Origin of the sequence: Nocardioides candidus (assembly GCF_041321175.1) — a bacterium.
Classification (GTDB): Bacteria; Actinomycetota; Actinomycetes; order Propionibacteriales; family Nocardioidaceae; genus Nocardioides.
The window spans coordinates 406,198-426,419 of sequence record NZ_JBGGWC010000001.1 but is presented as its reverse complement, the minus strand read 5'-3'; the positions used below and the strand labels follow the sequence as shown (position 1 = coordinate 426,419).

The 20,222-nt window shown below is 72.2% G+C and carries 23 protein-coding genes and 1 pseudogene; 21 read left to right on the top strand and 3 right to left on the bottom strand.

The annotated features are described in order from the left end of the window. The gene (locus tag ACAX67_RS02120) at positions 1-1,128 is read right to left on the bottom strand and encodes a lipid II:glycine glycyltransferase FemX (RefSeq protein ID WP_370702160.1); all 1,128 of its coding nucleotides are present in this window, start codon (positions 1,126-1,128) and stop codon (positions 1-3) included. A gap of 178 nt (positions 1,129-1,306) precedes the next feature. Here ACAX67_RS02120 and ACAX67_RS02115 point away from each other — a divergent pair, with 178 nt between their 5' ends. The 3 genes from ACAX67_RS02115 to ACAX67_RS02105 are packed head-to-tail and all read left to right on the top strand — an operon-like array spanning position 1,307 to position 3,590. Further along, positions 1,307-1,909 (top strand): ArsR/SmtB family transcription factor, encoded by a 603-nt coding sequence (locus ACAX67_RS02115; RefSeq protein WP_370702159.1) that lies wholly within the window; start codon positions 1,307-1,309, stop codon positions 1,907-1,909. Next, positions 1,906-3,174 (top strand): MFS transporter, encoded by a 1,269-nt coding sequence (locus ACAX67_RS02110; RefSeq protein WP_370702158.1) that lies wholly within the window; start codon positions 1,906-1,908, stop codon positions 3,172-3,174. The genes ACAX67_RS02115 and ACAX67_RS02110 overlap by 4 nt, the downstream gene beginning before the upstream one ends. Continuing rightward, on the top strand, positions 3,171-3,590 hold the full coding sequence (locus ACAX67_RS02105) for a winged helix DNA-binding protein (RefSeq protein WP_370702157.1): 420 nt from the start codon (positions 3,171-3,173) through the stop codon (positions 3,588-3,590). Before ACAX67_RS02110 ends, ACAX67_RS02105 begins: the two co-directional genes overlap by 4 nt. Here the strand turns inward: ACAX67_RS02105 and ACAX67_RS02100 are convergent. Continuing rightward, positions 3,587-4,384, bottom strand: a complete 798-nt coding sequence (locus ACAX67_RS02100) for a deoxyribonuclease IV (protein ID WP_370702156.1) — start codon at positions 4,382-4,384, stop codon at positions 3,587-3,589. The genes ACAX67_RS02105 and ACAX67_RS02100 overlap by 4 nt on opposite strands. Before the next feature lie 124 nt (positions 4,385-4,508). Here ACAX67_RS02100 and ACAX67_RS02095 point away from each other — a divergent pair, with 124 nt between their 5' ends. The 6 genes from ACAX67_RS02095 (at position 4,509) to rplI (ending at position 8,841) form a co-directional block, all read left to right on the top strand. After that, positions 4,509-4,946 (top strand): hypothetical protein, encoded by a 438-nt coding sequence (locus ACAX67_RS02095; RefSeq protein ID WP_370702155.1) that lies wholly within the window; start codon positions 4,509-4,511, stop codon positions 4,944-4,946. A gap of 9 nt (positions 4,947-4,955) precedes the next feature. Next, on the top strand, positions 4,956-6,941 hold the full coding sequence (locus ACAX67_RS02090; RefSeq protein ID WP_370702154.1) for an FHA domain-containing protein: 1,986 nt from the start codon (positions 4,956-4,958) through the stop codon (positions 6,939-6,941). A gap of 164 nt (positions 6,942-7,105) precedes the next feature. Beyond that, positions 7,106-7,393 (top strand): 30S ribosomal protein S6, encoded by a 288-nt coding sequence (gene rpsF, locus ACAX67_RS02085; protein WP_149750771.1) that lies wholly within the window; start codon positions 7,106-7,108, stop codon positions 7,391-7,393. Positions 7,394-7,489: 96 nt separating this feature from the next. Next, entirely contained in the window at positions 7,490-8,053 is a 564-nt protein-coding gene (locus ACAX67_RS02080; protein ID WP_370702153.1) for a single-stranded DNA-binding protein, read from the top strand. 79 nt (positions 8,054-8,132) lie between these two features. Beyond that, positions 8,133-8,369: a 30S ribosomal protein S18 gene (gene rpsR, locus ACAX67_RS02075; protein WP_149730300.1), complete on the top strand. Its 237-nt coding sequence runs from the start codon at positions 8,133-8,135 to the stop codon at positions 8,367-8,369. Positions 8,370-8,394: 25 nt separating this feature from the next. Then, a complete protein-coding gene (rplI, locus tag ACAX67_RS02070; RefSeq protein WP_370702152.1) occupies positions 8,395-8,841 on the top strand; it encodes a 50S ribosomal protein L9 in 447 nt (148 codons plus the stop codon). Between the two features lie 133 nt (positions 8,842-8,974). Here the strand turns inward: rplI and ACAX67_RS02065 are convergent, their stop codons facing one another. Further along, positions 8,975-9,601 carry a TetR/AcrR family transcriptional regulator gene (locus tag ACAX67_RS02065; protein WP_370702151.1) on the bottom strand — a complete coding sequence of 209 codons (627 nt, stop codon included), beginning with the start codon at positions 9,599-9,601 and terminating at the stop codon, positions 8,975-8,977. 113 nt (positions 9,602-9,714) lie between these two features. Here ACAX67_RS02065 and ACAX67_RS02060 point away from each other — a divergent pair, with 113 nt between their 5' ends. The 12 genes and pseudogenes from ACAX67_RS02060 to ACAX67_RS02005 all read left to right on the top strand — a co-directional run bounded on the left by ACAX67_RS02060 (position 9,715) and on the right by ACAX67_RS02005 (position 20,216). Then, positions 9,715-10,719: a GNAT family N-acetyltransferase gene (locus tag ACAX67_RS02060; protein WP_370702150.1), complete on the top strand. Its 1,005-nt coding sequence runs from the start codon at positions 9,715-9,717 to the stop codon at positions 10,717-10,719. A gap of 81 nt (positions 10,720-10,800) precedes the next feature. Next, positions 10,801-11,316: pseudogene (locus tag ACAX67_RS02055) on the top strand (branched-chain amino acid ABC transporter substrate-binding protein); the annotation flags it as partial. Between the two features lie 16 nt (positions 11,317-11,332). Continuing rightward, positions 11,333-11,986, top strand: a complete 654-nt coding sequence (locus ACAX67_RS02050; RefSeq protein WP_370703630.1) for a branched-chain amino acid ABC transporter substrate-binding protein — start codon at positions 11,333-11,335, stop codon at positions 11,984-11,986. Beyond that, positions 11,983-12,876: a branched-chain amino acid ABC transporter permease gene (locus ACAX67_RS02045; RefSeq protein WP_370702149.1), complete on the top strand. Its 894-nt coding sequence runs from the start codon at positions 11,983-11,985 to the stop codon at positions 12,874-12,876. The genes ACAX67_RS02050 and ACAX67_RS02045 overlap by 4 nt, the downstream gene beginning before the upstream one ends. A 4-nt stretch (positions 12,877-12,880) precedes the next feature. Further along, entirely contained in the window at positions 12,881-13,831 is a 951-nt protein-coding gene (locus ACAX67_RS02040; protein WP_370702148.1) for a branched-chain amino acid ABC transporter permease, read from the top strand. Then, positions 13,828-14,607 carry an ABC transporter ATP-binding protein gene (locus ACAX67_RS02035; RefSeq protein WP_370702147.1) on the top strand — a complete coding sequence of 260 codons (780 nt, stop codon included), beginning with the start codon at positions 13,828-13,830 and terminating at the stop codon, positions 14,605-14,607. The genes ACAX67_RS02040 and ACAX67_RS02035 overlap by 4 nt, the downstream gene beginning before the upstream one ends. Then, complete coding sequence (locus tag ACAX67_RS02030; RefSeq protein ID WP_370702146.1) at positions 14,604-15,314, top strand: ABC transporter ATP-binding protein; 711 nt, start codon at positions 14,604-14,606, stop codon at positions 15,312-15,314. Before ACAX67_RS02035 ends, ACAX67_RS02030 begins: the two co-directional genes overlap by 4 nt. Positions 15,315-15,378: 64 nt before the next feature. Next, positions 15,379-16,557 carry an NAD(P)/FAD-dependent oxidoreductase gene (locus ACAX67_RS02025; RefSeq protein WP_370702145.1) on the top strand — a complete coding sequence of 393 codons (1,179 nt, stop codon included), beginning with the start codon at positions 15,379-15,381 and terminating at the stop codon, positions 16,555-16,557. Next, positions 16,554-16,856 carry a (2Fe-2S)-binding protein gene (locus ACAX67_RS02020; RefSeq protein ID WP_370702144.1) on the top strand — a complete coding sequence of 101 codons (303 nt, stop codon included), beginning with the start codon at positions 16,554-16,556 and terminating at the stop codon, positions 16,854-16,856. Before ACAX67_RS02025 ends, ACAX67_RS02020 begins: the two co-directional genes overlap by 4 nt. Before the next feature lies 1 nt (position 16,857). Continuing rightward, positions 16,858-18,273 (top strand): FAD-dependent oxidoreductase, encoded by a 1,416-nt coding sequence (locus ACAX67_RS02015; protein ID WP_370702143.1) that lies wholly within the window; start codon positions 16,858-16,860, stop codon positions 18,271-18,273. After that, positions 18,270-19,181, top strand: coding sequence for a dihydrodipicolinate synthase family protein (locus ACAX67_RS02010; RefSeq protein ID WP_370702142.1), 912 nt, complete (start codon positions 18,270-18,272; stop codon positions 19,179-19,181). The genes ACAX67_RS02015 and ACAX67_RS02010 overlap by 4 nt, the downstream gene beginning before the upstream one ends. A gap of 33 nt (positions 19,182-19,214) precedes the next feature. Next, the gene (locus ACAX67_RS02005; protein WP_370702141.1) at positions 19,215-20,216 is read left to right on the top strand and encodes a proline racemase family protein; all 1,002 of its coding nucleotides are present in this window, start codon (positions 19,215-19,217) and stop codon (positions 20,214-20,216) included. Positions 20,217-20,222: the final 6 nt, after the last annotated feature.

The following is a 20,222-nucleotide window of genomic DNA, read 5'->3' as shown; positions in this document are numbered from 1 at the left end:
CTACCGCCGGCTCAGGTAGAGCTGGAACGCCTTGTAGAGCGCCCGGTTGACCGGGAGGTCCCACTCGCCGGCGTACTCGACCGCCTCGCCACCCGTGCCGACCTTGAACTGGATCAGCCCGACGTGGGAGTCGTCGGCGTCGAGCGTCTCGGTGATGCCGCGCAGGTCGTAGACGGTCGCGCCCTCGGCGAGCGCGTCGCGCATCATCGCCCACTGGACGGCGTTGGAGCCGCGGACCTCGCGCTTCTCGGTGGAGGAGGCGCCGTAGGAGTACCAGGAGTGCTGACCGACGCGGACCGCGAGCGTGGCGGCGACCAGGTCGCCCTCGTGGCGCGCCAGCCAGAGCTTGAGCCGGTCGGGGGCATCGGCGTTGAGGGCGTCGTACATGACCTCGAAGTAGCGCAGCGGACGCGGGGTGAAGTGGTCGCGCTCGGCGGTGTGGACGTAGAGGTCGTGGAACGCCTTGAGGTCGGCGCGCGTGGCGGTGGCGACCTCGACCCCCTCCTTCGCGGCCTTCTTGATGTTGCGGCGCCAGAGCTGGTTCATGCCCTTGAGGAGCGACTCCTCGGTGTGTGGCTCGCCCTCGGGCGTCACCAACGGGACCTGGTAGACGAACTGGGGCTGCCCGGCCGCGAAGCCGCCCTCGGCCCCCTGGTGACGCCAGCCCAGCTCGTGCAGCTGGGCGACGACACGCGCGCCGGCCGCCGACCGCTCGAGCGGTGCGACCTGGCCGAGCCGGTCGACGGCCGGGTCGGCGATGCCGTCCTTGATCTGTGCGGCCGACCAGCGGCGGGTGACGACCGGCGGCCCGATGCGTACGGCGAACGCCCCCTCGCGCTTCAGGTGCCGCACCAACGGGTCGAGCCAGTCGCCGAGGGCGTCGGTCGACCAGTCGATCACCGGCCCCTCCGGGAGGTAGGCCAGGTAGCGCTTCAGCCGCGGGAGCTGTCGGTAGAGGACCAGCGCCGCCCCGACGGTGGTGCCGTCGCCGTCCACCCAGGCCAGGTGCTCCGAACGCCACTCGCTCTTGACCTTCGCCCAGCCCGGCGTCTGCAAGAAGCTCGCCGACGGGAGGGTCGCGAGGTAGTCGCGGTGCTCGTCGGCTGAGATCACCCGGATGGTCGGCATGGGTCGAGGCTATCGGGCGGTCAGGAATCCCCGGTCGACCGGGGATTCCCTCACTTGTCGGGGTTTGCAAACCCCGACAAGTGACAGTTTCCCCGGTCGACCGGGGATTCCTCACACCGATCGAACTGACCGCAAAGAACTATTTGCAAACAGTCGTTTGCGTTCTAGGGTGGGTGTCGTGAAGCCCGAACCGATCACCTCGATCACCCCGTCGACGTCGGAGCTGCGGGCCCTGGCCCACCCGGTGCGGCTGCGGATGCTGGGACTGCTGCGCATCGACGGGCCGGCCACCGCCACCTCGCTCGCCGCCCGGATGGGGCTCAACAGCGGGGCGACGTCCTACCACCTGCGCCAGCTGGCGCAGCACGGGTTCGTCGTCGAGGACACCGAGCGGGGCAACGCACGCGACCGGTGGTGGCGGGCGGCGCACCGCTCGACCCAGACCGCGGCTCCCGAGCCGGGGGACCTCGAGGGCGAGGAGACGCTCGACGCCTACGTGCAGGCGGTGGCGACCTTCTACACCGAGCGGCTGCAGCGGGCGATCGAGGAGCGTCCGGCGCTCCCGCCGGAGTGGCGGCGCGCGGAGACCCTCAGCGACTGGGTCGTGCGGCTCTCGCCGGCCGGTGCCCGCACGCTGCTCGACGCGATCTTCGAGCTGGTCCAGGAGACCGCCGAGGAGGACGGCGACGACGCGGTCGACTACGCCGTCCAGATCGCCGCGTTCCCCCAGCCCGGGCGGCTGGGAGCCGAGCCCGGCGCCGCGGAGGAGGTCGACGGGTGAGGCGACCGCTCTACGGCTGGCTCTGTGCCGACGCGATCTCCCTGATCGGCACCCGGGTGTCGATGATCGCGATCCCGTGGTTCGTGCTGACGACGACCGGGAGCGCCACCCGGACCGGGCTGGTAGCGCTGGCGGAGATGCTCCCGATGGTCGTGCTCAAGGTGCTCGGCGGCCCGCTGATCGACCGGCTCGGCTCACGGCGGGTGGCGATCACCTGCGATGTCGCGAGCGTGGTGGTGGTCGGGGCGATCCCCCTGTTGCATGCCGCCGACCTCCTCACCCTCCCGGTCCTCCTCGCGCTCGTCGCCGGCGCAGGCGCCCTGCGCGGACCCGGAGACGCCGCCAAGCACGCGCTGGTGCCGCGGCTCGCCGAGACCGCGGGCGTGCCGATGGAGCGCGTCACCGGCCTGGCGAGCACCGTCGAACGGTCCGCGAGCCTCGTCGGCGCGGCCGCCGCGGGCGCGCTGGTCGCCGCCCTGGGCCCGGCGAACGCCATCACCGTCGACGCCGCGAGCTTCGGCCTGTCCGCCGTCGTCATGGCCTGGGCGACGGTCGCCCTGCGTCCGGCTGCCAGCGAGGAGGAGGCGGACCCGTCGCCGTACCTCGACCAGCTCCGGCAGGGCTGGGACTTCCTCCGCCGCGACCCGCTGCTCCTCGGGATCGCGGTGATGGTCGCGCTCACCAACGTGCTCGACACGGCGTGGGCCACGGTGCTGCTGCCCGTCTGGGCCAAGGAGTACGGCGCCGGGGCGGCCGGTCTCGGAGTCCTGCTCGCCGTCTTCGCGGGAGCCTCGGCGGTGGGCTCGGTGTGTGCGGCGACGTGGGCCGTGCGACTGCCGCGCTACGCGGTCTACCTCGCCGCCTACCTCGTCACCGGCGCACCGCGCTTCGGTGTGCTCGCCTACGACTCGCCGCTGTGGCTGCTGGGCCTGGTCGTCGTGGCCAGCGGATTCGCGTCGGGCTTCCTCAACCCCGTGCTCGGTGTGGTGATCTTCGAGCGCATCCCCCCGGCCCTGCTCGGGAGGGTGTCGTCGCTGACGACGGCGATGTGCTTCGCGTTGATGCCGTTCGGCGGCCTCCTCGGCGGTGCGCTGGTGTCGTGGCAGGGGCTGACCTTCGCGATGCTCGCGGTCGGGGCGGCGTACTTCCTGGTGACCATGCTGCCGGCCCTCAACCCGCGCTGGCGGGAGATGGACCGGCGGCCGGGACCGCGCGCGGGAGCGGTGGCGGTTGGCGCGCCCGATGTGGGTACCGACCTTCCATGACCGCACCGCAACCGCTGAGCTTCTGGGTGAGAACGCTGGACATGCTGATGCAGGACGAGTTCGCGCGCGCCGCGAACGGTGCCGGCATCGACGAGGGGCAGTGGCAGGTGCTCACGCGGCTGCGCACCGGCGCCGTCGCCGACGACGTGCTGCACGAGGGCCTCGCGCAGTTCGTGCCGGCGGACGCCACCGTCGACGACGTCGTACGGGCCGCGGAGAAGGCCGGCCTCGTCCAGCACCAGGCGAACGAGTGGCGCCTCACCGACAAGGGGTTCGACCGGGTGGCCCAGGTCGAGGAGCAGACACTCGGCGACCTGCAGGGACGGGCCTTCGCCGACGTGGCCGACGACGACCGCGAACGTGTGCTGGCCACCCTCGAGAAGGTCGCGACCAACCTCGGCTGGCGCCCCGCCTAGAGGCGTTCCCTGAGCCAGGCGAAGTCGGCGAGATGCTCGGCGGCGCCTCCGGGGGTCTCGCACACCACAGGGGCGCCGGCGTCGCGCACGACGGCCGCGAGCAGGTCGGGATCGATGCGGCCGGCGCCGAAGTTGGCGTGGCGGTCGGCGCCGGAGTCGAAGTCGTCGCGGCTGTCGTTGCAGTGGACCAGGTCGATGCGTCCGGTGATCCTGAGGACGTCGTCGACGATCGTGTCGAGCGGGTTGCCGCCCGCGTGGGCGTGGCAGGTGTCGAGGCAGAAGCCCACCTGATCGGCCCCCTCGGTGCCGTCGATCGCGGCCCAGACGCCGGCGATCCGCTCGAGGTAGCGCGTCATCGCGTTGGTGCCGCCGGCGGTGTTCTCGATGAGCAGCGGGATCTTGATGTCGGTCGCCGCGATCGCCTTGCGCCAGTTGTCGAAGCCCTTGGCCGGGTCGTCGTCGTCGGTGACGTGACCGCCGTGGACGATCAGCCCCCTGGCGCCGATCTCGGCGGCCGCGTCCATGTGCTGCTGGAGCAGCTTGCGGCTGGGGATCCGCTGGCGGTTGTTGGTCGTCGCGACGTTGATGAGGTACGGCGCGTGGACGTAGAGGTCGACGCCGGCGGCCTCGGCGTCGGCGCGCAGCTTCTCCGGCCCGCCCTCGTAGGCGAGGACGGGGCCCTTGTAGGACTGCGGGTTGCCGAGGAAGAACTGCACCAGCGGCGCGTCGCGGGCCTGGGCCTCCGCGATCGGGTCGGTCTGCTCGACGTGGGCACCGATGCGCAGCTCGCTCATGTGGCCAGCCTAGGAGCACGCGCCGACGTTCCCGCCGGCCGGACGCGCCCCGGAGTTGAGCAATCGCTCAAACATCTGGCACACTGGCTCTTGAGCGACCGCTCAAACGGCGGAGAGGTGCGAGATGGCGCGAGCGAGGACCCCTGGGATCGACGGCTACCTGCTGGCGTACGTGGTCAGCGTGGCGTGCTTCGCGCTCCTCCCGGTCGCGCTGGCCGTCCTCACGGGACCGGTGCACGTGGAGGAGCTGTTCGGGATCCTCGTGGTGATGGCGGTCTACACCACGGTGTGCTCGGCGCCGTTCGCCCTGGTCGCCATCCCGGTGGTCCACCTGCTCTCGAAGCGGTGCGAGACGCAGGCCGGGCAGGTCGTCGCCACCGGCGCGGTGACGGTGATCGTCGTCGGCTCGACGTTGGCCGTCCTGACGGGGTCAGCGGTGGTCGGGCTGGGGGTCGGGGTCCTCACCGCGTGCACCACGATGACCGGACGCGCAGCCGTGATCCCGCTCGTCCGCCGTCCCGACGTGGCCGATTTCCGCCCGCACGAGCGGCTCCACCCTTAACCTCCCTGCGTGACTCCCCTGCAGATCGAGAGCGCCGGCCAGACCTTCACCTTCGACGGTACGGCGCCCGTGACCATCGGCCGCGACCCCGCATGCGACATCACCCTCATGGGCGGCACGGTGTCGCGCCGCCACGCGGAGATCCGTCCTGACGAGACCGGCTGGACCTTCGTCGACGTCGGCAGCTCCAGCGGCTCCTTCCACCAGGGCAACCGGGTGACCGAGCTGCGGCTGGCCGGGCAGGGCACCGTGCGGATCGGTGGCGCCGAGGGCGAGGAGCTGCGCTACGCGCTCGCAGGTGCGCGTCCGGCACCTGTGGTCGACCCCGCCGCCCTGCCCGCGGCCGGCCTGCAGCAGACGGTCCTCCCCGGCGGCGCGGTGCCGGGCGCGTTCGTGCCGGGCCCGGCCCTGCTGGTGCGCACCGGAGGCCAGAGCCGCCGGTTCGTCCCGGGCACGACCGTGCGCATCGGTCGCGACCCGGCCAACGAGGTCGTCACCGACGACGCGTCCGTCTCGCGGCTGCACGCCGTGGTCGAGAGCCGCCCCGACGGGTGGTGGTACGTCGACCGGTCGACCGCCGGCACGTTCGAGGACGAGGACCGGGTGACCACGCGGAAGGTGACCGGACCGCTCCGTCTGATGCTCGGCCACCCCACGGCCGGCGTCGAGGTCGAGGTCGTCCCGATCGTCGAGGCGCGCCAGGCGCAGAAGGAGCTCGCCGGCAAGAAGCGCAAGCGCACCGCCCTCCTCGTCGGCGGCATCGTCGCGGCGCTGGTGGTCGTCGGCGGTGGCGTGACCGCGGCCCTCGTGCTCGCCGGAGGCGATGACGACAACGGCGGCGGGGGCAGCAGCCAGGCGCCGGCGTCCGGGCTCACGGCGGAGGAGCTGGCCAAGGCCAAGCTCGCGACGGTGCTGATCATCGCGCTCGACTCCAGCGGGGAGGTCACCAGCAAGGGCTCGGGCTCGATCGTCAGCGCCGACGGCAAGATCCTCACCGCCTCGCACGTCGGCGACCCGACGACGCCCGGAGCCCTGTTCCCGGAGGAGGGCGAGGCGCCGGCGTCGTACCAGATCGCGCTCGTCTCGGCCGAGGACGACAAGCCGGCCGCGCCGGAGTACACCGCGGAGCCGGTCGTCTCCGACGGTCCGCTCGACCTGACGATCATGCAGATCACCGGCGACGTCGACGGCAACCCGATCGACCCGGGCGCGCTCGACCTGCCCGAGCCCCTGAAGATCGGGAACATCGACGACGTCCACACCGGCGACAACATCACGGCCCTCGGCTTCCCGGGCGTCGCGCACGTCGCCACCACCGAGGACTTCACCCAGAACGCCCTCACCGTCACCCGGGGCGTGGTCTCGACGTTCCTCGGTGACGACCCGATCGACCCCGAGCGGGCGTGGATCGACAGCGACGTGCGGATCGGCTCCGGCAACTCCGGTGGCCCGTCCATCAACGACGACGGCGAGATCGTCGGCATCAACGACAACGTGGTCACCGACATGACGGTCGGCGACTCGGGAGCGGGCGGCAGCTTCACCGGCGGGTCCGCGCGGCTGCGGCCGGCCAACTTCGCCGTCGGCCTGCTCGACGCCGCCGAGCAGGGCACCGACTACGTGTCGCCCTACCTCGACCAGATGCCGGACGAGCAGGTCCCGGACCAGGCCACGATCACCGCGCTCGGTTGGGCGGCGGAGGGCAGCCAGGGCTGCACGGCCGACAGCGCCACGGTGCCCTACCCGGCCGGCCAGGACGCGATCTACGCCGAGTGGGACTTCACCGGCGTGCCCGAGGGCACGACGTTGTCGCTCACCCTGCTCGGTGTCGACGGCTCCTCGCTCTACAGCGACACCGTCGTCGCGGGGGGCACCGACGGCTGCTTCTCCTACCAGGTGATCGTGGGCGGCGCCGGGCTCGAGGGCATCGACGCGGTCCTGACCGGTGGCGCCGACGGCGAGCTCGAGGTGCACAACCAGGTCACCCTGCAGTAGCCGGCGGGGTCGCCGCCGAACATCGGGCGGGTCGCGGATTCGGCTGCCGCCGTACTCCGTTGCTAGCCTGTCCCGTCGCCCTCCCACAGGGGGAGGTGCGGATGCAGAGCCCTCCTGCCACGGAGAGTCCGTGGCCGCCTAGTCCAGAGGAGGTGGAGACCGCTTTGCGTGCTTACGAAGTCATGGTCATCCTCGACCCCAGCCTTGACGAGCGCACTGTCGAGCCTTCGCTCGACAAGTACCTCAACGTCGTCCGCAAGGACGGCGGCTCCGTCGACAACGTCGACATCTGGGGCCGTCGCCGCCTGGCGTACGAGATCAACAAGAACGCCGAGGGCATCTACGCCGTCATCAACCTGACGGCCACCCCGGCGACCGTCGCGGAGTTCGACCGCCAGCTCGGTCTGAACGAGGCGATCCTGCGCACGAAGGTCCTGCGTCCGACGGTCTGACCGCGCGGCGCTGTGGATAGGCCTACCGAATGTCGGTCGGCCACGACACGATGAGCGCCACACGATCACCGATCACGAACGCTAGGGAGACCTGACATGGCAGGCGAGACCGTCATCACCGTCGTCGGAAACCTCGTCGACGACCCGGAGCTGCGCTTCACCCCCTCGGGTGCGGCCGTGGCGAACTTCCGGATCGCGTCGACGCCGCGCACCTTCGACCGCCAGAGCAACGACTGGAAGGACGGCGACGCGCTGTTCCTCTCCTGCTCGGTGTGGCGCCAGGCTGCGGAGAACGTCGCGGAGTCCCTGCAGAAGGGGATGCGCGTCGTGGTCCAGGGCCGGTTGAAGTCACGGCAGTACGAGACCCGCGAGGGTGAGAAGCGCACCGTCTTCGAGATCGAGGTCGAGGAGGTCGGTCCGTCGCTGAAGTACGCGACGGCCAAGGTCACCCGGGCTCAGCGCTCCGGCGGTGGCGGCGGCTACGGCAGCCAGGGCGGCAACCAGGGGAGCGGCGGCTACGGCGGCGGCGCACCTGCTGCCGACCCGTGGGCCTCCGGCGGTCCGGCCGGCGGCGGTGCCCAGGGCAACCAGGGCGGCGGCGCACCCGCGGGAGACCCGTGGGGCGCTCCGGGCGTCGGCAGCGACGAACCGCCCTTCTGACAAGCAGTACCACCATCCATCCACCCATTCCGCTCCGGTTCGACTGACCGGGACGGGCTTCTTTAGGAGGAGCACCACAATGGCCAAGGCAGTCATCCGCAAGCCGAAGAAGAAGGTTTGCCAGTTCTGCAAGGAGAAGGCGACCGGCGTCGACTACAAGGACGCCACGCTGCTCCGCAAGTTCATCTCCGACCGCGGCAAGATCCGCGCGCGGCGTGTGACCGGCAACTGCGTCCAGCACCAGCGCGACGTGGCGATCGCCGTCAAGAACGCCCGCGAGGTCGCCCTGCTGCCCTACACGGCCGCCGGCCGCTGATCCGGGCACGAGGAGGAGAGCAACAATGAAGATCATCCTGACCCAGGAGGTCGACGGCCTCGGTGCCGCCGGCGACGTGGTCGAGGTCAAGGACGGCTACGGTCGCAACTTCCTGCTGCCGCAGGGTTTCGCGATCCGGTGGAGCCGTGGCGCGCAGAGCCAGGCCGACGCCATCAAGTCGGCCCGGTCCGCCCGCGCCGTCCGCGACGAGGCGCACGCCTCCGAGATCAAGACCAAGCTCGAGCAGGGCCCGGTCGACGTCAAGGTGAAGGCGGGCCAGGGCGGCCGCCTCTTCGGTGCGGTCACCGTCGGTGACGTCGCCGCCGCGCTCGGTGAGGTCACCGGCGAGTCGATCGACAAGCGCACGATCGTCCTCGGCACCGCGATCAAGAGCCTCGGCTCGCACCAGGTCTCGGTCAAGCTGCACGACGACGTGTCGGCTGCGGTCGCGCTCAACGTGATCCCTGCCTGACGGTCTCGCGACCAACGAGCATCGACGAACGGCCGGTCCCCTCGGGGGCCGGCCGTTCGTGTCGTCTCGGGGCCGGCCGTTCGCGTCGTCACTGACCAGCGGGTCGGGAATTCGCCAATTCGCGACCCGCACGTCAGGGGCGACGGCGCAGCTTGCGGCGCAGCGCCCGCTCCTCGATCGGGCCCAGCTCGGTGAGGACGGTGATGAGGGCGGCCAGTGCGTCGAGCGAGGCGAAGGCCTGGTCGGCGCCGTCGGGGTCGACGCCCTCGTAGAGCTCCAGGCCGACGAACGACGAGCTGATCGCGCGGGCCAGGCCGGGCACGTCGACGAGCTCGGCCAGCACGGTCGGCGCGAGCACCCGCTGGAGCACCCGCTCGACCTCGGCGATCCACAAGGAGAGCCCCGCGGCCGTCGCGGCCGAGAGCGACGGGTGCGACGGCGCACCGGCGAGCAGCTGGCCCAGCAGGGCGACGTGTCCCGCGTCGCGCTCGGAGGCGTGGATGTGCCGTGCGGCCTCCACCAGCTGGGGGAGCGTGGTCACGGCGTCCAGCGCGGCGCGGTTGGCCTCGACCCGGGTGCGGGCTCCGTGCTCGCAGGCCGCCGCGAGGAGCTCGTCGACCGAGCCGAAGTGGTAGAAGACCAGCGCCTGGTTCACCCCGGCGGCGGTCGCGACCGTGCGGGCGGAGGCCTTGGCGATGCCCTGCTCGGCCAGCACGCGGATGGTGGCGTCGAGGAGCTTGTCGCGGGTCGTGGCGGTCACGTCCTGCATTCTTCCCGCACGGACCGGACCCCGGACGGCGCGCCCCCTCCCGGCGCGGAGGACCGCGCCGGCTCCTAGCCGGCCCACCTCGACCGTGACGTAGGTTCCCGGACATGGGTGACGCCGAGGAGCTGCACGACGGGGCGCGCGGGCTGCGCCCGGACTACCCGATCCTCACCCCGCGGCTGGCGCTGCGGCCGCACCGGCCCGACGACCTCGAGGACCTGCTCGCGTTCCACTCCGACCCGGAGGTGGTGCGCTACATCCCTTGGCCCGTGCGCGACCGGGAGGCGACCCGGGCCGCCCTCGACGTGAAGCTCGGGCAGGGCGTCCTCGACGGTCCCGACCAGTGGCTGGTGCTGGCCGTCGAGGTGCGCGAGACCGGCGTGGTCATCGGGGAGGTGCTGCTCAAGTGGGCGAGCGCCGAGCACCGCAGCGGTGAGCTCGGCTTCGCGTTCGGTCGTGCCCACCACGGCCAGGGTTACGCCGCCGAGGCCGCTGAGGCCGTGCTCCGGCTCGGCTTCGAGGACCTCGACCTCCACCGCATCACCGCCGTGTGCGTCGAGGGCAACGTCGCCTCCGCCCGGCTCCTGCGCCGCCTCGGGTTCGAGCAGGAGGCCCGCCTCGTCGACGCCGTGTGGTTCAAGGGCGGGTGGGTCACCCAGCTGGTCCTCGCCCTCAGGGAGGACGGGTGGCGCGCAGGTCCCACGTCCGATCAGAGGGAGATCGAGGCGGTCGTCGACACCTTCTTCGACGCCTTCACCTCGGGGCCGGGTCTCGACGAGCGCATGGACGCCCTGCGCCGGGTGGCGCTGCCCGACGCCCGGATCGTCAGCACGTGCGGCAGGCCGCCGCGCAGCGACGACGTCGACGCGTTCCTGGCGCCGCGCCGCACCCTGCTGACCGACGGGACCCTCACCGAGTTCCGGGAGGAGCCGCTCAGCGGCCGCATCGACGTCTTCGGCGACATCGCGCAGTGGTACGGCCGCTACACCAAGAGCGGCCTGATGCACGGCACGACGTACGGCGGCACCGGGAGGAAGTCGATCCACCTCGTCCGCACCGACGCGGGCTGGCGGATCAGCGCCGCGGTCTGGGACGACGACCGGACCGCCTAGCCCACACTGCACTGCTCCCTCGCTCGAGGTGGCGAGGGATCGGGTCCCGGCTGACTCTTGTCAGTACCATTGCAATGTGACATGTTGTGCGAACCCCCGTCGTGCAACCCCGAGGAGCAGGCAATGAGAAGGACGATCGCGGCCGGCGCCGCCCTGATGACGATGGCCGCGGCCAGCGGGTGCAGCAGCGGCCTGCTGGGTGACGATGAGGACAAGGACGGGCCGGTGAAGATCGGGCTGGTCGTCCCCCTCTCGGGCTCGAGCGCGCCGATCGGCCCCTCGATGCGCAACGGCGCCCAGCTCGCGGTGGACGAGATCAACGACGCGGGCGGCGTGCTGGGGCGGAAGGTGGAGCTCGACGTCGAGGACGAGGCCTGCGACCCGGCCACCTCCGTCGCGGCCGCCAACAAGGTCGTCAGCAACGGCGCGGTGGCCGTCGTCGGCGGCTACTGCTCCAGCTCGACCCTCCCGATGCTGCCGGTCTTCGCGAAGGCGGGGATCCCGGTCGTCGACCCGGCCGCCAACTCGGAGGAGCTCGTCGAGCAGGGTCTCGACAACTTCTTCCTCATCAACCCGACCGGCAGCCAGCAGGCCGACGCGGCGCGCACCTTGGATCGGCGAGCGGGGCGCGCACCAGGTGGCGATCGTCGACGACAACACCTCGTACTCGGTCGACATCGCCGAGCGCACCCGCGACCTGGTCGAGGCCGACGGGGTGAGCACGTCGAGCACGTCGGTCACCGCCGGCGAGAGCGACTACAGCTCCGCCGTGTCGGACGTGCTGTCCGAGGACCCCGACCTCGTGTACTGGACGGGCTACTTCCAGGAGGGCGGCCTGCTGGTCAACCAGCTCCGCCGCGCCGGCTACGACGGCGACGTGATGATCGCGGACGGCAGCGTCGATCCGTCGTTCGTGAAGATCGCCGGTGACGACAACGCCGAGGGCGTCTTCGCCACGATGACCCAGACCCCCGACACCATCGAGGGCGCGGAGGACTGGATCGCCTCCTACCGCGACGAGTTCGACAGCGAGCCGGGCCCCTACTCGACGCAGTCCTACGACGCCGTACGGGTGGCCGTCGCAGCGATCAAGGACGCGGGCTCCACCGACGGCGACGACGTGATCGCGGCCTTGGAGGACCTCGACGGCTTCGAGATCTTCTCCGGACCGCTCCACTTCACCGAGGAGCACACCCTGAGCGAGGGCGGCTTCCAGGTGCTCGTGGTGAAGCACGGCAAGTTCGTGCTCGAGGACCCGCTGCGGTGACCCAGCTCCTCTGGGACGGGCTCTTCGTCGGCTCGTTCTACGCCCTGGTGGCACTGGGCTACTCGATGGTCTACGGCATCGTGCGCCTGCTGAACTTCGCCCACGGCGACCTCTACATGCTCGGCGCCTTCGTCGGGTTCGTGGCGCTGTCCGCCGTCGGCGGGCTGACGGCAGTGACGTCGTTGGGGGCGCTGGCGCTCGCGCTCGTGGTGGCGATGACCGCGACCGGTACGGCGGGCCTTCTCATCGAGCGGGTGGCCTACCGCCCGCTGCGGGGCTCGCCGCGCCTCGCCGTCCTGATCACGGCCGTCGGTGCCTCCTTCACCCTGGAGTACGGCATCGCGGCCACGGCCGGCACCCGACCCCGCGTGTTCCCGGTGCGCCTGGAGAGCCAGTCCCTCGAGGTGCTGGGAGTGCGCCTGACGGTCGCGCAGGTGCTGCTGATGCTCTTCGCAGTCGGGCTCATGCTCGGTCTCGACGCGTGGGTCGGGCGCACCTCGACCGGTCGTGCGATGCGGGCCATCGCCCTCGACCCACGCGCGGCCCATCTCATGGGGATCAACGTGGACGCGATCATCTCCCGCACCTTCTTCGTCGGCGCGTCCCTGGCCGGTGCGGCAGGGGTGATGGCCGGCGCCTACTACGGGAAGATCGACTTCCTCATGGGCTTCGTGATCGGCCTGAAGGCCTTCACGGCAGCGGTGATCGGGGGCATCGGCAACCTGAGGGGCGCCATGCTCGGAGGGCTGCTCCTCGGCCTGGCCGAGTCGCTGGGCGCCCACTACCTCGGCGGCCAGTGGCGGGACGTGTGCACCTTCGTCCTGCTGATCGCCTTCCTGTCGGTGCGGCCGACCGGCCTCCTCGGCGAGCGCGTGACGGAGAGGGTGTGACCGCATGACCACACGGGTCCGTGAGCTCCTGGAGAGCCGCTGGGTCGGGCCGATCGGCCTGACGATCGCCGTCGCCACGCCCTTCGTCAACGCCTCGCCCTACGTGCTGTTCATCCTGACCAGCGCGGCGATCTTCGTCGTGCTCGCCGCCGGTCTCAACATCGTGGTGGGCTACTGCGGCCTCCTCGACCTCGGCTACGTCGCCTTCATGGCGGTCGGCGCCTACACCTCGGGCATCATGACCACCCGGTGGGACCTGCCGCTCCTGGCCACCCTGCCCGCCGTGCTGGCGGTGACCGTGCTGGCGGGGCTCGTCATCGGCGCGCCGACACTGAGGCTGCGCAGCGACTACCTCGCGATCGTCACCCTCGGCTTCGGGGAGATCATCCGGCTCACCGCCAACAACCTCGAGGTCACCGGTGGACCCACCGGCATCTACGGCATCCCGTCGGTGACGTTCGGGTCGGTCGACCTCTCGACACCCGCTGCCTTCTACTTCCTCTGCGTGGCGGTCGCTGCGCTCGCGGTGCTCGGATCGGCTCGGCTCGCGCGGTCGAGGCTCGGCCGCGCCTGGCAGTTCATCCGCGAGGACGAGGACGCGGCCGAGGCGATGGGCGTCAACTCGTACGTCGCCAAGCTGCTCGCGTACGTGCTCGGCGCGATCTGGGGTTCGGTGGCCGGCGTCCTGTTCGCCGCGCACCTCTCCGCCATCGCCCCGCAGAGCTTCCTCTTCCTGCAGTCGGCGCTGGTCCTGATGGCCGTCGTCCTCGGCGGCATGGGCAGCACTCGCGGCATCGTCCTCGGAGCGGTGGCGTTGAGCCTGCTGCCCGAGGCGCTGCGCGACTTCGCCACCTGGCGCTACGTCCTCTTCGGCGTCCTGCTGATCGCGGTGATGCTCGTCCGGCCCCGTGGGCTGTGGCCGGCTCGCCACCACGAGGCGGAGGTGCCGGCGTGAACGCGCTCCTGGAGGTGCACGACCTGCACCTCGCCTTCGGCGGCGTCCGGGCGATCGACGGCCTGAGCTTCGAGGTCCGGGAAGGCGAGATCCTGTCCGTGATCGGCCCCAACGGTGCCGGCAAGACCTCGGCATTCAACTGCATCACCGGCTTCTACCGCCCGACGTCCGGCCGGATCCGGCTGTCGGGCCGCGACATCACGGGCCGTCGTACGTTCTCGATCGCCCGGGCGGGGATCGCGCGCACGTTCCAGAACCTCCGCGTCTTCCCGGAGCTGACCGTGCTCGACAACGTCCGCGCGGGGATGCACCTCTACCGCGGCGAGACCGCTCTCGACGCGCTGCTCCACACGCCGCGCTACCGCCGCTACGAGCGGCGGCTCACCGAGCAGGCCCACGAGTGGCTCGACTTCGTCGGCTACGACGGACCGCGCGGCGTGCCGGTGCGGCAGCTCGCCTACGGGCAGCAGCGCCTCGTCGAGATCGCGCGGGCGATGGCGCGTTGTACCCCTCTCGTGCTGCTCGACGAGCCCGCAGCCGGGCTCAACCACGGCGAGAAGGCGGTCCTGCTCGAGCTGATCCGCAAGATCCGCGACGCCGGGCGCACCGTGGTGCTGATCGAGCACGACATGGGGCTGGTCATGGAGGTCTCGGAGCGCGTGCTCGTGCTCAACTTCGGGCGCCTCATCGCCGACGGCCCGCCCACAGAGGTGCAGCAGCACCCCGCGGTCATCGAGGCCTACCTCGGCAGCGAACCCGACAAGGAGGTCCGATGAGCCTGTTGGAGCTGGATGCCGTCGAGGTGTCGTACGGCGCCGTGCGCGCCCTCGACGGCATCACCCTGCGCGTCGAGGAGGGTGAGGTGGTCGCGCTGCTGGGCAACAACGGCGCCGGCAAGTCGACCACCCTCAACGCCGTGTCAGGAGTGGTGCCGCCCGCTCGCGGCTCGATCCGCGTCGACGGCGCACCCGTCCGCGCCGGGCGACCGTGGGAGGTCGTCGGCGACGGCGTGGTGCACGTGCCCGAGGGGCGGCGCGTCTTCAGCACCCTCACCGTGCGGGAGAACCTCCAGCTCGGTGGCTACTCGGTGCGGGACCCCGCCCTCGTCGCGTCACGGATCGACCGCGTGCTCGACCTGCTGCCCGTGCTCGCGCAGCGATCGTCGCAGCAGGGCGGGACGCTGAGCGGCGGCGAGCAGCAGCTGCTCGCGATCGGGCGCGCCCTCGTCGCGGGTCCGCGGCTGCTGATGCTCGACGAGCCCTCGATGGGGCTCGCCCCGCTGATGGTGACGACCGTCCTCGACCTCGTGCGCGACATCAACCAAGAGGGCACGACGGTGCTGCTCGTCGAGCAGAACGCCCGGGCGGCGCTGCGCATCACCGACCGCGCCTACGTGCTCGACAGCGGGAAGGTGACGCTGGAGGGCGCGGCCCGCGACCTTGCCGACGACCACCGGGTCGTCGAGGCTTACCTGGGGGCTTGACGCTCCGATCGGCCCGGCTCAGCGTGGAGGTGCCCATCTACTACAATGTGATATTGTACTGATCATGAAGGTCGTGGTCGTCGGAGCGGGGATCGTGGGCGCCGCCTGCGCGCGCGCCCTCAGCCGCGCCGGCCTGCAGACCGTCGTCATCGACCGAGGCTCGGCCGCCTGCGGCACCTCCGCGGCGTGCGAGGGCAACCTGCTCGTTTCCGACAAGACGCCGGGCCCCGAGCTCGACCTCGCCCTAGCCGCGGTCCGGCGCTGGACCGAGACCGCCGCCGAGCTGCTCGACGAGCTCGGTCCGGCCGCGCCCGACCTCGAGCTCCTCCACAAGGGCGGGCTGGTCGTGAGCCGCACCGACAGCGGCGCCGTCGCGCTGCGATCCTTCACCGCGGGGCAGCGCGCCTCCGGCGTACGCGTCGACGACCTGACCCCTGCCGACGCGCACTCCCTGGAGCCCGCCCTCGCGCCCGACGTCACGGGTGCGGCGCACTACCCGCAGGACGCGCAGCTGCAACCGACCGCGGCCGCCGAGGCCCTCCTCGCCTCGGCGCGGCGGGCCGGGGCGGTCGTGCACACCCACGAGCGCGTGACCGGTCTCCTGCGCCGTGCCGACGGATCGGCGCGGGCGGTCCGCACGGAGCGCGGCCACCACGAGGCCGACGTGGTCCTCAACGCGGCCGGCCCGTGGGCCGGCGAGCTCGCCGCGGCGCTCGGTGCGCCCCTCCCCGTGCTGCCGAGGCGCGGCATGGTGCTGGTGACCACGCGGATGCCGCAGGTCGTGCGGCACAAGGTCTACGACGCCGACTACGTCGGCGCCACCCAGTCCGGCGACGCGGACCTGCAGACCTCCACGGTCGTGGAGTCGACGGCCGCCGGCACGATCCTGATCGGCTCCTCCCGCGAGCGGGTCGGCTTCGACGACCGCATCGACGTCGACGTGGCGGCGGCGCTGGCGGCGAAGGCCGTCGCCCTCTTCCCGTTCCTGCGCGAGGCACAGCTCCTCCGGGCGTACGTCGGCTTCCGCCCCTACCTCCCCGACCACCTCCCGGTGATCGGGCCCGACCCACGGGTGCCAGGCCTCCTCCACGCCACGGGGCACGAGGGCGCCGGCATCGGCCTGTCGGTCGTCACCGCCGACCTGGTCGCCGCCCTGGTGACGGGCGCCGATCCGGTCCTCGACCCCACTCCGTTCGCCGCCGACCGGCCGAGCCTGGCGCCCCACCTGGAGGTGGTCGCGTGAGCTCGCGCTCCGTCGACCCAGCGGGCGACCCCGTCCTCCCCGGCCCGTCGTCCCCGGTGACGCTGACCTTCGAGGGGCGGTCGCTCGAGGGCGTCCGCGGGCAGACCGTCGCCGTCGTGCTCCTGGCCCACGGCACGCGGTCCTGGCGCACGTCGGCCGTCGCCCGCGAGCCGCGGGGCGCCTTCTGCGGGATCGGGGTCTGCTTCGAGTGCGTCGTGACGGTCGACGGGGAGCGCGACGTGCGCGCCTGCCTGCGCCGCGTCGAGGGCGGCGAGCACGTCGAGAGGCAGGAGGACTGAGGTGGAGGTGCTGATCATCGGCGCCGGCCCGGCCGGGCTCTCCGCAGCCCGCGCCGCCCGGGCCGCCGGCGCGCGCGTCCGCATCCTCGACGCGGCCGACCAGACCGGTGGGCAGTTCTGGCGTCACCTCCCCGGTAGCCGACCGGCCCGCGCCGAGCGGGTGCTGCACCACGCGTGGGACGACTACGTCGCCCTCCGTCACGAGCTGGTCGAGGACCGCGGTGTCCGGATCGACCTCGGCGCCCACGTGTGGGCGGTCGAGGCGCGCGACGACGGCCTGCGCCTCCAGGTGGCGCACGGCGTGCCCGACGGCACCGACCGCCCCGTCGAGCAGCTCACCCCCGACCGCGTCGTCCTCGCGACCGGGGCCCAGGAGCGGGTGCTGCCCGTGCCGGGGTGGACCCTGCCCGGCGTCTTCACCGCCGGCGCCGCCCAGGCGCTCGCCAAGAGCGAGCGGGTCGCCGTCGGCGAGCGCGTCGTCGTCGCGGGAGCCGGACCGTTCCTGCTGCCGGTCAGCACCACGCTCGCCCGCAGCGGCGCCCGCGTCGTCGCCGTCGTCGAGGCGGCAGGCAACCGGCGGCTCGCGCGGGAGTGGCTGCGCCGGCCGCACGAGCTGGTCGGGGTCGGCGCCAAGGCGCGCGAGCTCGCCGGCTACGTCGGTCACCACCTCCGCGAGTGGGTGCCCTACCGCACCGGCCGCGCGGTCGTCGCCGTCCACGGCACCGCCGCGGTCGAGGCCGTCACCGTCATGCGCGTCGACGACGCCTGGCGGCCCGTCCCGGGCACCGAGGAGCGGATCGCCTGCGACGCGGTGTGCCTGGGCCACGGCTTCGTGCCCCGGTTGGAGCTCGCGATCGCGGCCGGGTGCCACCTCACCGAGGAGCGGTACGTCGACGTGGACGACTCCCAGCGCACCAGCGTCGCGCGCGTCTACGCCGCCGGAGAGCTCACGGGCGTCGGTGGCGCCGACCTCGCCCGCGCCGAGGGCACGATCGCCGGCTGGATGGCGGCCGGCGGGTCGCCCGACGCGCCGGCGATCGCGTCGGCACGGCGTCGTCGTCGTACGCTCCGCGGCTTCGCGGGCCGGCTCACGGCCGCCCACCGGATCGGCGCCGGCTGGTCCGCGTGGCTCGAGCCGTCGACGATAGTGTGCCGGTGCGAGGACGTCACCGTCGGCGCCCTGCGCACCGTCGCCGACACGACCGGCGCCACTGGGCTCCGGTCCCTCAAGCTCACCAGCCGTGCCGGGCTCGGCGCCTGCCAGGCCCGCACCTGCGGGCGCACGGTCGAGGACCTCCTCGGCCACCAGCTCGTCATCGACGGACCCGGCACCGACCGCCGGCCGATCGCGCTCCCCGTCCGACTCGGCGAGCTCGCCTCCCCCCGCACCCACCCACGAGAGGAAACCAACCCATGACCGGCATCGATCTCGGCGGCGTCGTCGTCGCCACCACGCTGGCCTTCCGTCCCGACGACTCCGCGCCCGGAGGGCTCGCCGTCGACTACGACCGCTTCGGCGAGCACGTCGACATGCTAATGAGCAACGGGTGCCACGGCGTCGGGCCCAACGGCTCGCTCGGCGAGTACTCCTCGCTCACCGACGACGAGCGGCGCAAGGTGGTCGAGGTCGCGGTCGACGCGGTCGCCGGCCGCGGTCTCGTGGTCGCGGGCGCGCACGGGGTCGGCTGGCACCAGGCCCGTGCCTGGACCGAGCAGGCCCAGGAGGCGGGCGCGGACGCGGTGCTGCTGCTGCCGCCGACCCTCTACCGCGCCTCCGACGACGAGGTCGTCGAGCACTTCGCGCGGGTCGCCGAGGTGGGCCTGCCGATCATGGCCTACAACAACCCCTTCGACACGAAGGTCGACCTCGTCCCCGGGCTGGTCGCGCGCCTGGCCGAGATCCCCGAGGTCGTCGCGATCAAGGAGTTCTCCGGCGACGTGCGCCGGGTCTTCGAGATCAAGGAGCTGTGCGACATCGACGTCATCGCGGGCGCCGACGACGTGCTGTTCGAGCTGCTGGTCGACGGAGCGGTGGGCTGGTTCGCCGGCTACCCCAACGCGTTCCCGCGCGAGGCGGTCGAGCTCTACGAGCTGTGCCGGTCGGGCGACATCGCCCGCGCCCGTGATCTCTACTCACAGCTCGTGGCGGTGTTCCGCTGGGACTCCCGCACCGAGTTCGTCCAGGCGATCAAGCTCTCCATGGACATCTGCGGACGTTCGTACGGCGGCCCGACCCGCCCGCCGCGCGGGCCGCTGACGCCCGAGAAGGCAGACCAGGTCAAGGCCGACACCGAGCGCGCGCTGGCCGCGCTCGAGCGCCGCTAGCCCGCCGCCCCACCCACGAACCAGGACGGGACCATGCGATCGATCCGCACGTTCCATGCCGTCGACTCCCACACCGAGGGCATGCCGACACGCGTCGTCGTGGGTGGGGTCGGCGTCATCCCGGGCGCCACGATGAACGAGAAGAGGCTGCACTTCATCGCGCACCTCGACGACATCCGGCGGCTGCTGATGAACGAGCCACGCGGCCACGCGTCGATGTCGGGCGCGATCCTGCAGCCGCCCACCCGCCCCGACTGCGACTGGGGCGTCGTCTTCATCGAGGCGAGCGGCTGCCTCCCCATGTGCGGCCACGGCACCATGGGCGTGGCGACGGTGCTGGTCGAGACGGGCATGGTCGCGGTGACCGAGCCGGTCACGACGATCCGGCTCGACACCCCGGCCGGCCTCGTGGTGGCCGAGGTCGCGGTGACCGACGGCCGGGCGCGGTCCGTGACCCTGGCCAGCGTGCCGAGCTTCGTGGAGCGGCTGGACGAGGTGGTCTCCGTCCCCGGCATCGGCGAGGTGCCGTACTCGGTGGCGTTCGGCGGGAACTTCTACGCCCTCGTCGACCTCGACGCCGTCGACCTCCCCTTCGACCGGAGCCGCAGCGACGACATCCTCCACGCCGGACTGGCGATCATGGCCGCCGTCAACGAGACGGCTCCTCCGCGGCATCCCGCGATCGACGGGGTCGACCACGTGCACCACGTGGAGTTCATCGCGCCCGGCTCGACCGCGCGGCTGTCGCGTCACGCGATGGCGATCCACCCCGGCTGGTTCGACCGCTCTCCCTGCGGCACCGGCACCAGCGCCCGGATGGCCGAGCTGCACGCACGCGGCGAGCTCGCGCTCGACACCGACTTCGTCAACGAGTCGTTCATCGGCTCGCGGTTCACCGGCCGACTCATCGGCACGACCATCGTCGGACCGCACGAAGCGGTGCTGCCGCTCATCACCGGCCGCGCGTGGATCACCGGGACGGCGCAGTACCTCCTCGACCCGACCGATCCGTTCCCCGCAGGCTTCGAGTTCTGAGAGGCA

Excerpts from the sequence above, each read along its gene's own strand:
- ACAX67_RS02120 (WP_370702160.1), bottom strand. The coding sequence starts at position 1,128 with ATGCCGACCATCCGGGTGATCTCAGCCGACGAGCACCGCGACTACCTC.
- ACAX67_RS02105 (WP_370702157.1), top strand. The coding sequence starts at position 3,171 with ATGACCGCACCGCAACCGCTGAGCTTCTGGGTGAGAACGCTGGACATG.
- ACAX67_RS02100 (WP_370702156.1), bottom strand. The coding sequence starts at position 4,384 with ATGAGCGAGCTGCGCATCGGTGCCCACGTCGAGCAGACCGACCCGATC.
- ACAX67_RS02095 (WP_370702155.1), top strand. The coding sequence starts at position 4,509 with ATGGCGCGAGCGAGGACCCCTGGGATCGACGGCTACCTGCTGGCGTAC.
- ACAX67_RS02080 (WP_370702153.1), top strand. The coding sequence starts at position 7,490 with ATGGCAGGCGAGACCGTCATCACCGTCGTCGGAAACCTCGTCGACGAC.
- rpsR (WP_149730300.1), top strand. The coding sequence starts at position 8,133 with ATGGCCAAGGCAGTCATCCGCAAGCCGAAGAAGAAGGTTTGCCAGTTC.
- rplI (WP_370702152.1), top strand. The coding sequence starts at position 8,395 with ATGAAGATCATCCTGACCCAGGAGGTCGACGGCCTCGGTGCCGCCGGC.
- ACAX67_RS02060 (WP_370702150.1), top strand. The coding sequence starts at position 9,715 with ATGGGTGACGCCGAGGAGCTGCACGACGGGGCGCGCGGGCTGCGCCCG.
- ACAX67_RS02040 (WP_370702148.1), top strand. The coding sequence starts at position 12,881 with ATGACCACACGGGTCCGTGAGCTCCTGGAGAGCCGCTGGGTCGGGCCG.
- ACAX67_RS02030 (WP_370702146.1), top strand. The coding sequence starts at position 14,604 with ATGAGCCTGTTGGAGCTGGATGCCGTCGAGGTGTCGTACGGCGCCGTG.
- ACAX67_RS02025 (WP_370702145.1), top strand. The coding sequence starts at position 15,379 with ATGAAGGTCGTGGTCGTCGGAGCGGGGATCGTGGGCGCCGCCTGCGCG.
- ACAX67_RS02010 (WP_370702142.1), top strand. The coding sequence starts at position 18,270 with ATGACCGGCATCGATCTCGGCGGCGTCGTCGTCGCCACCACGCTGGCC.
- ACAX67_RS02005 (WP_370702141.1), top strand. The coding sequence starts at position 19,215 with ATGCGATCGATCCGCACGTTCCATGCCGTCGACTCCCACACCGAGGGC.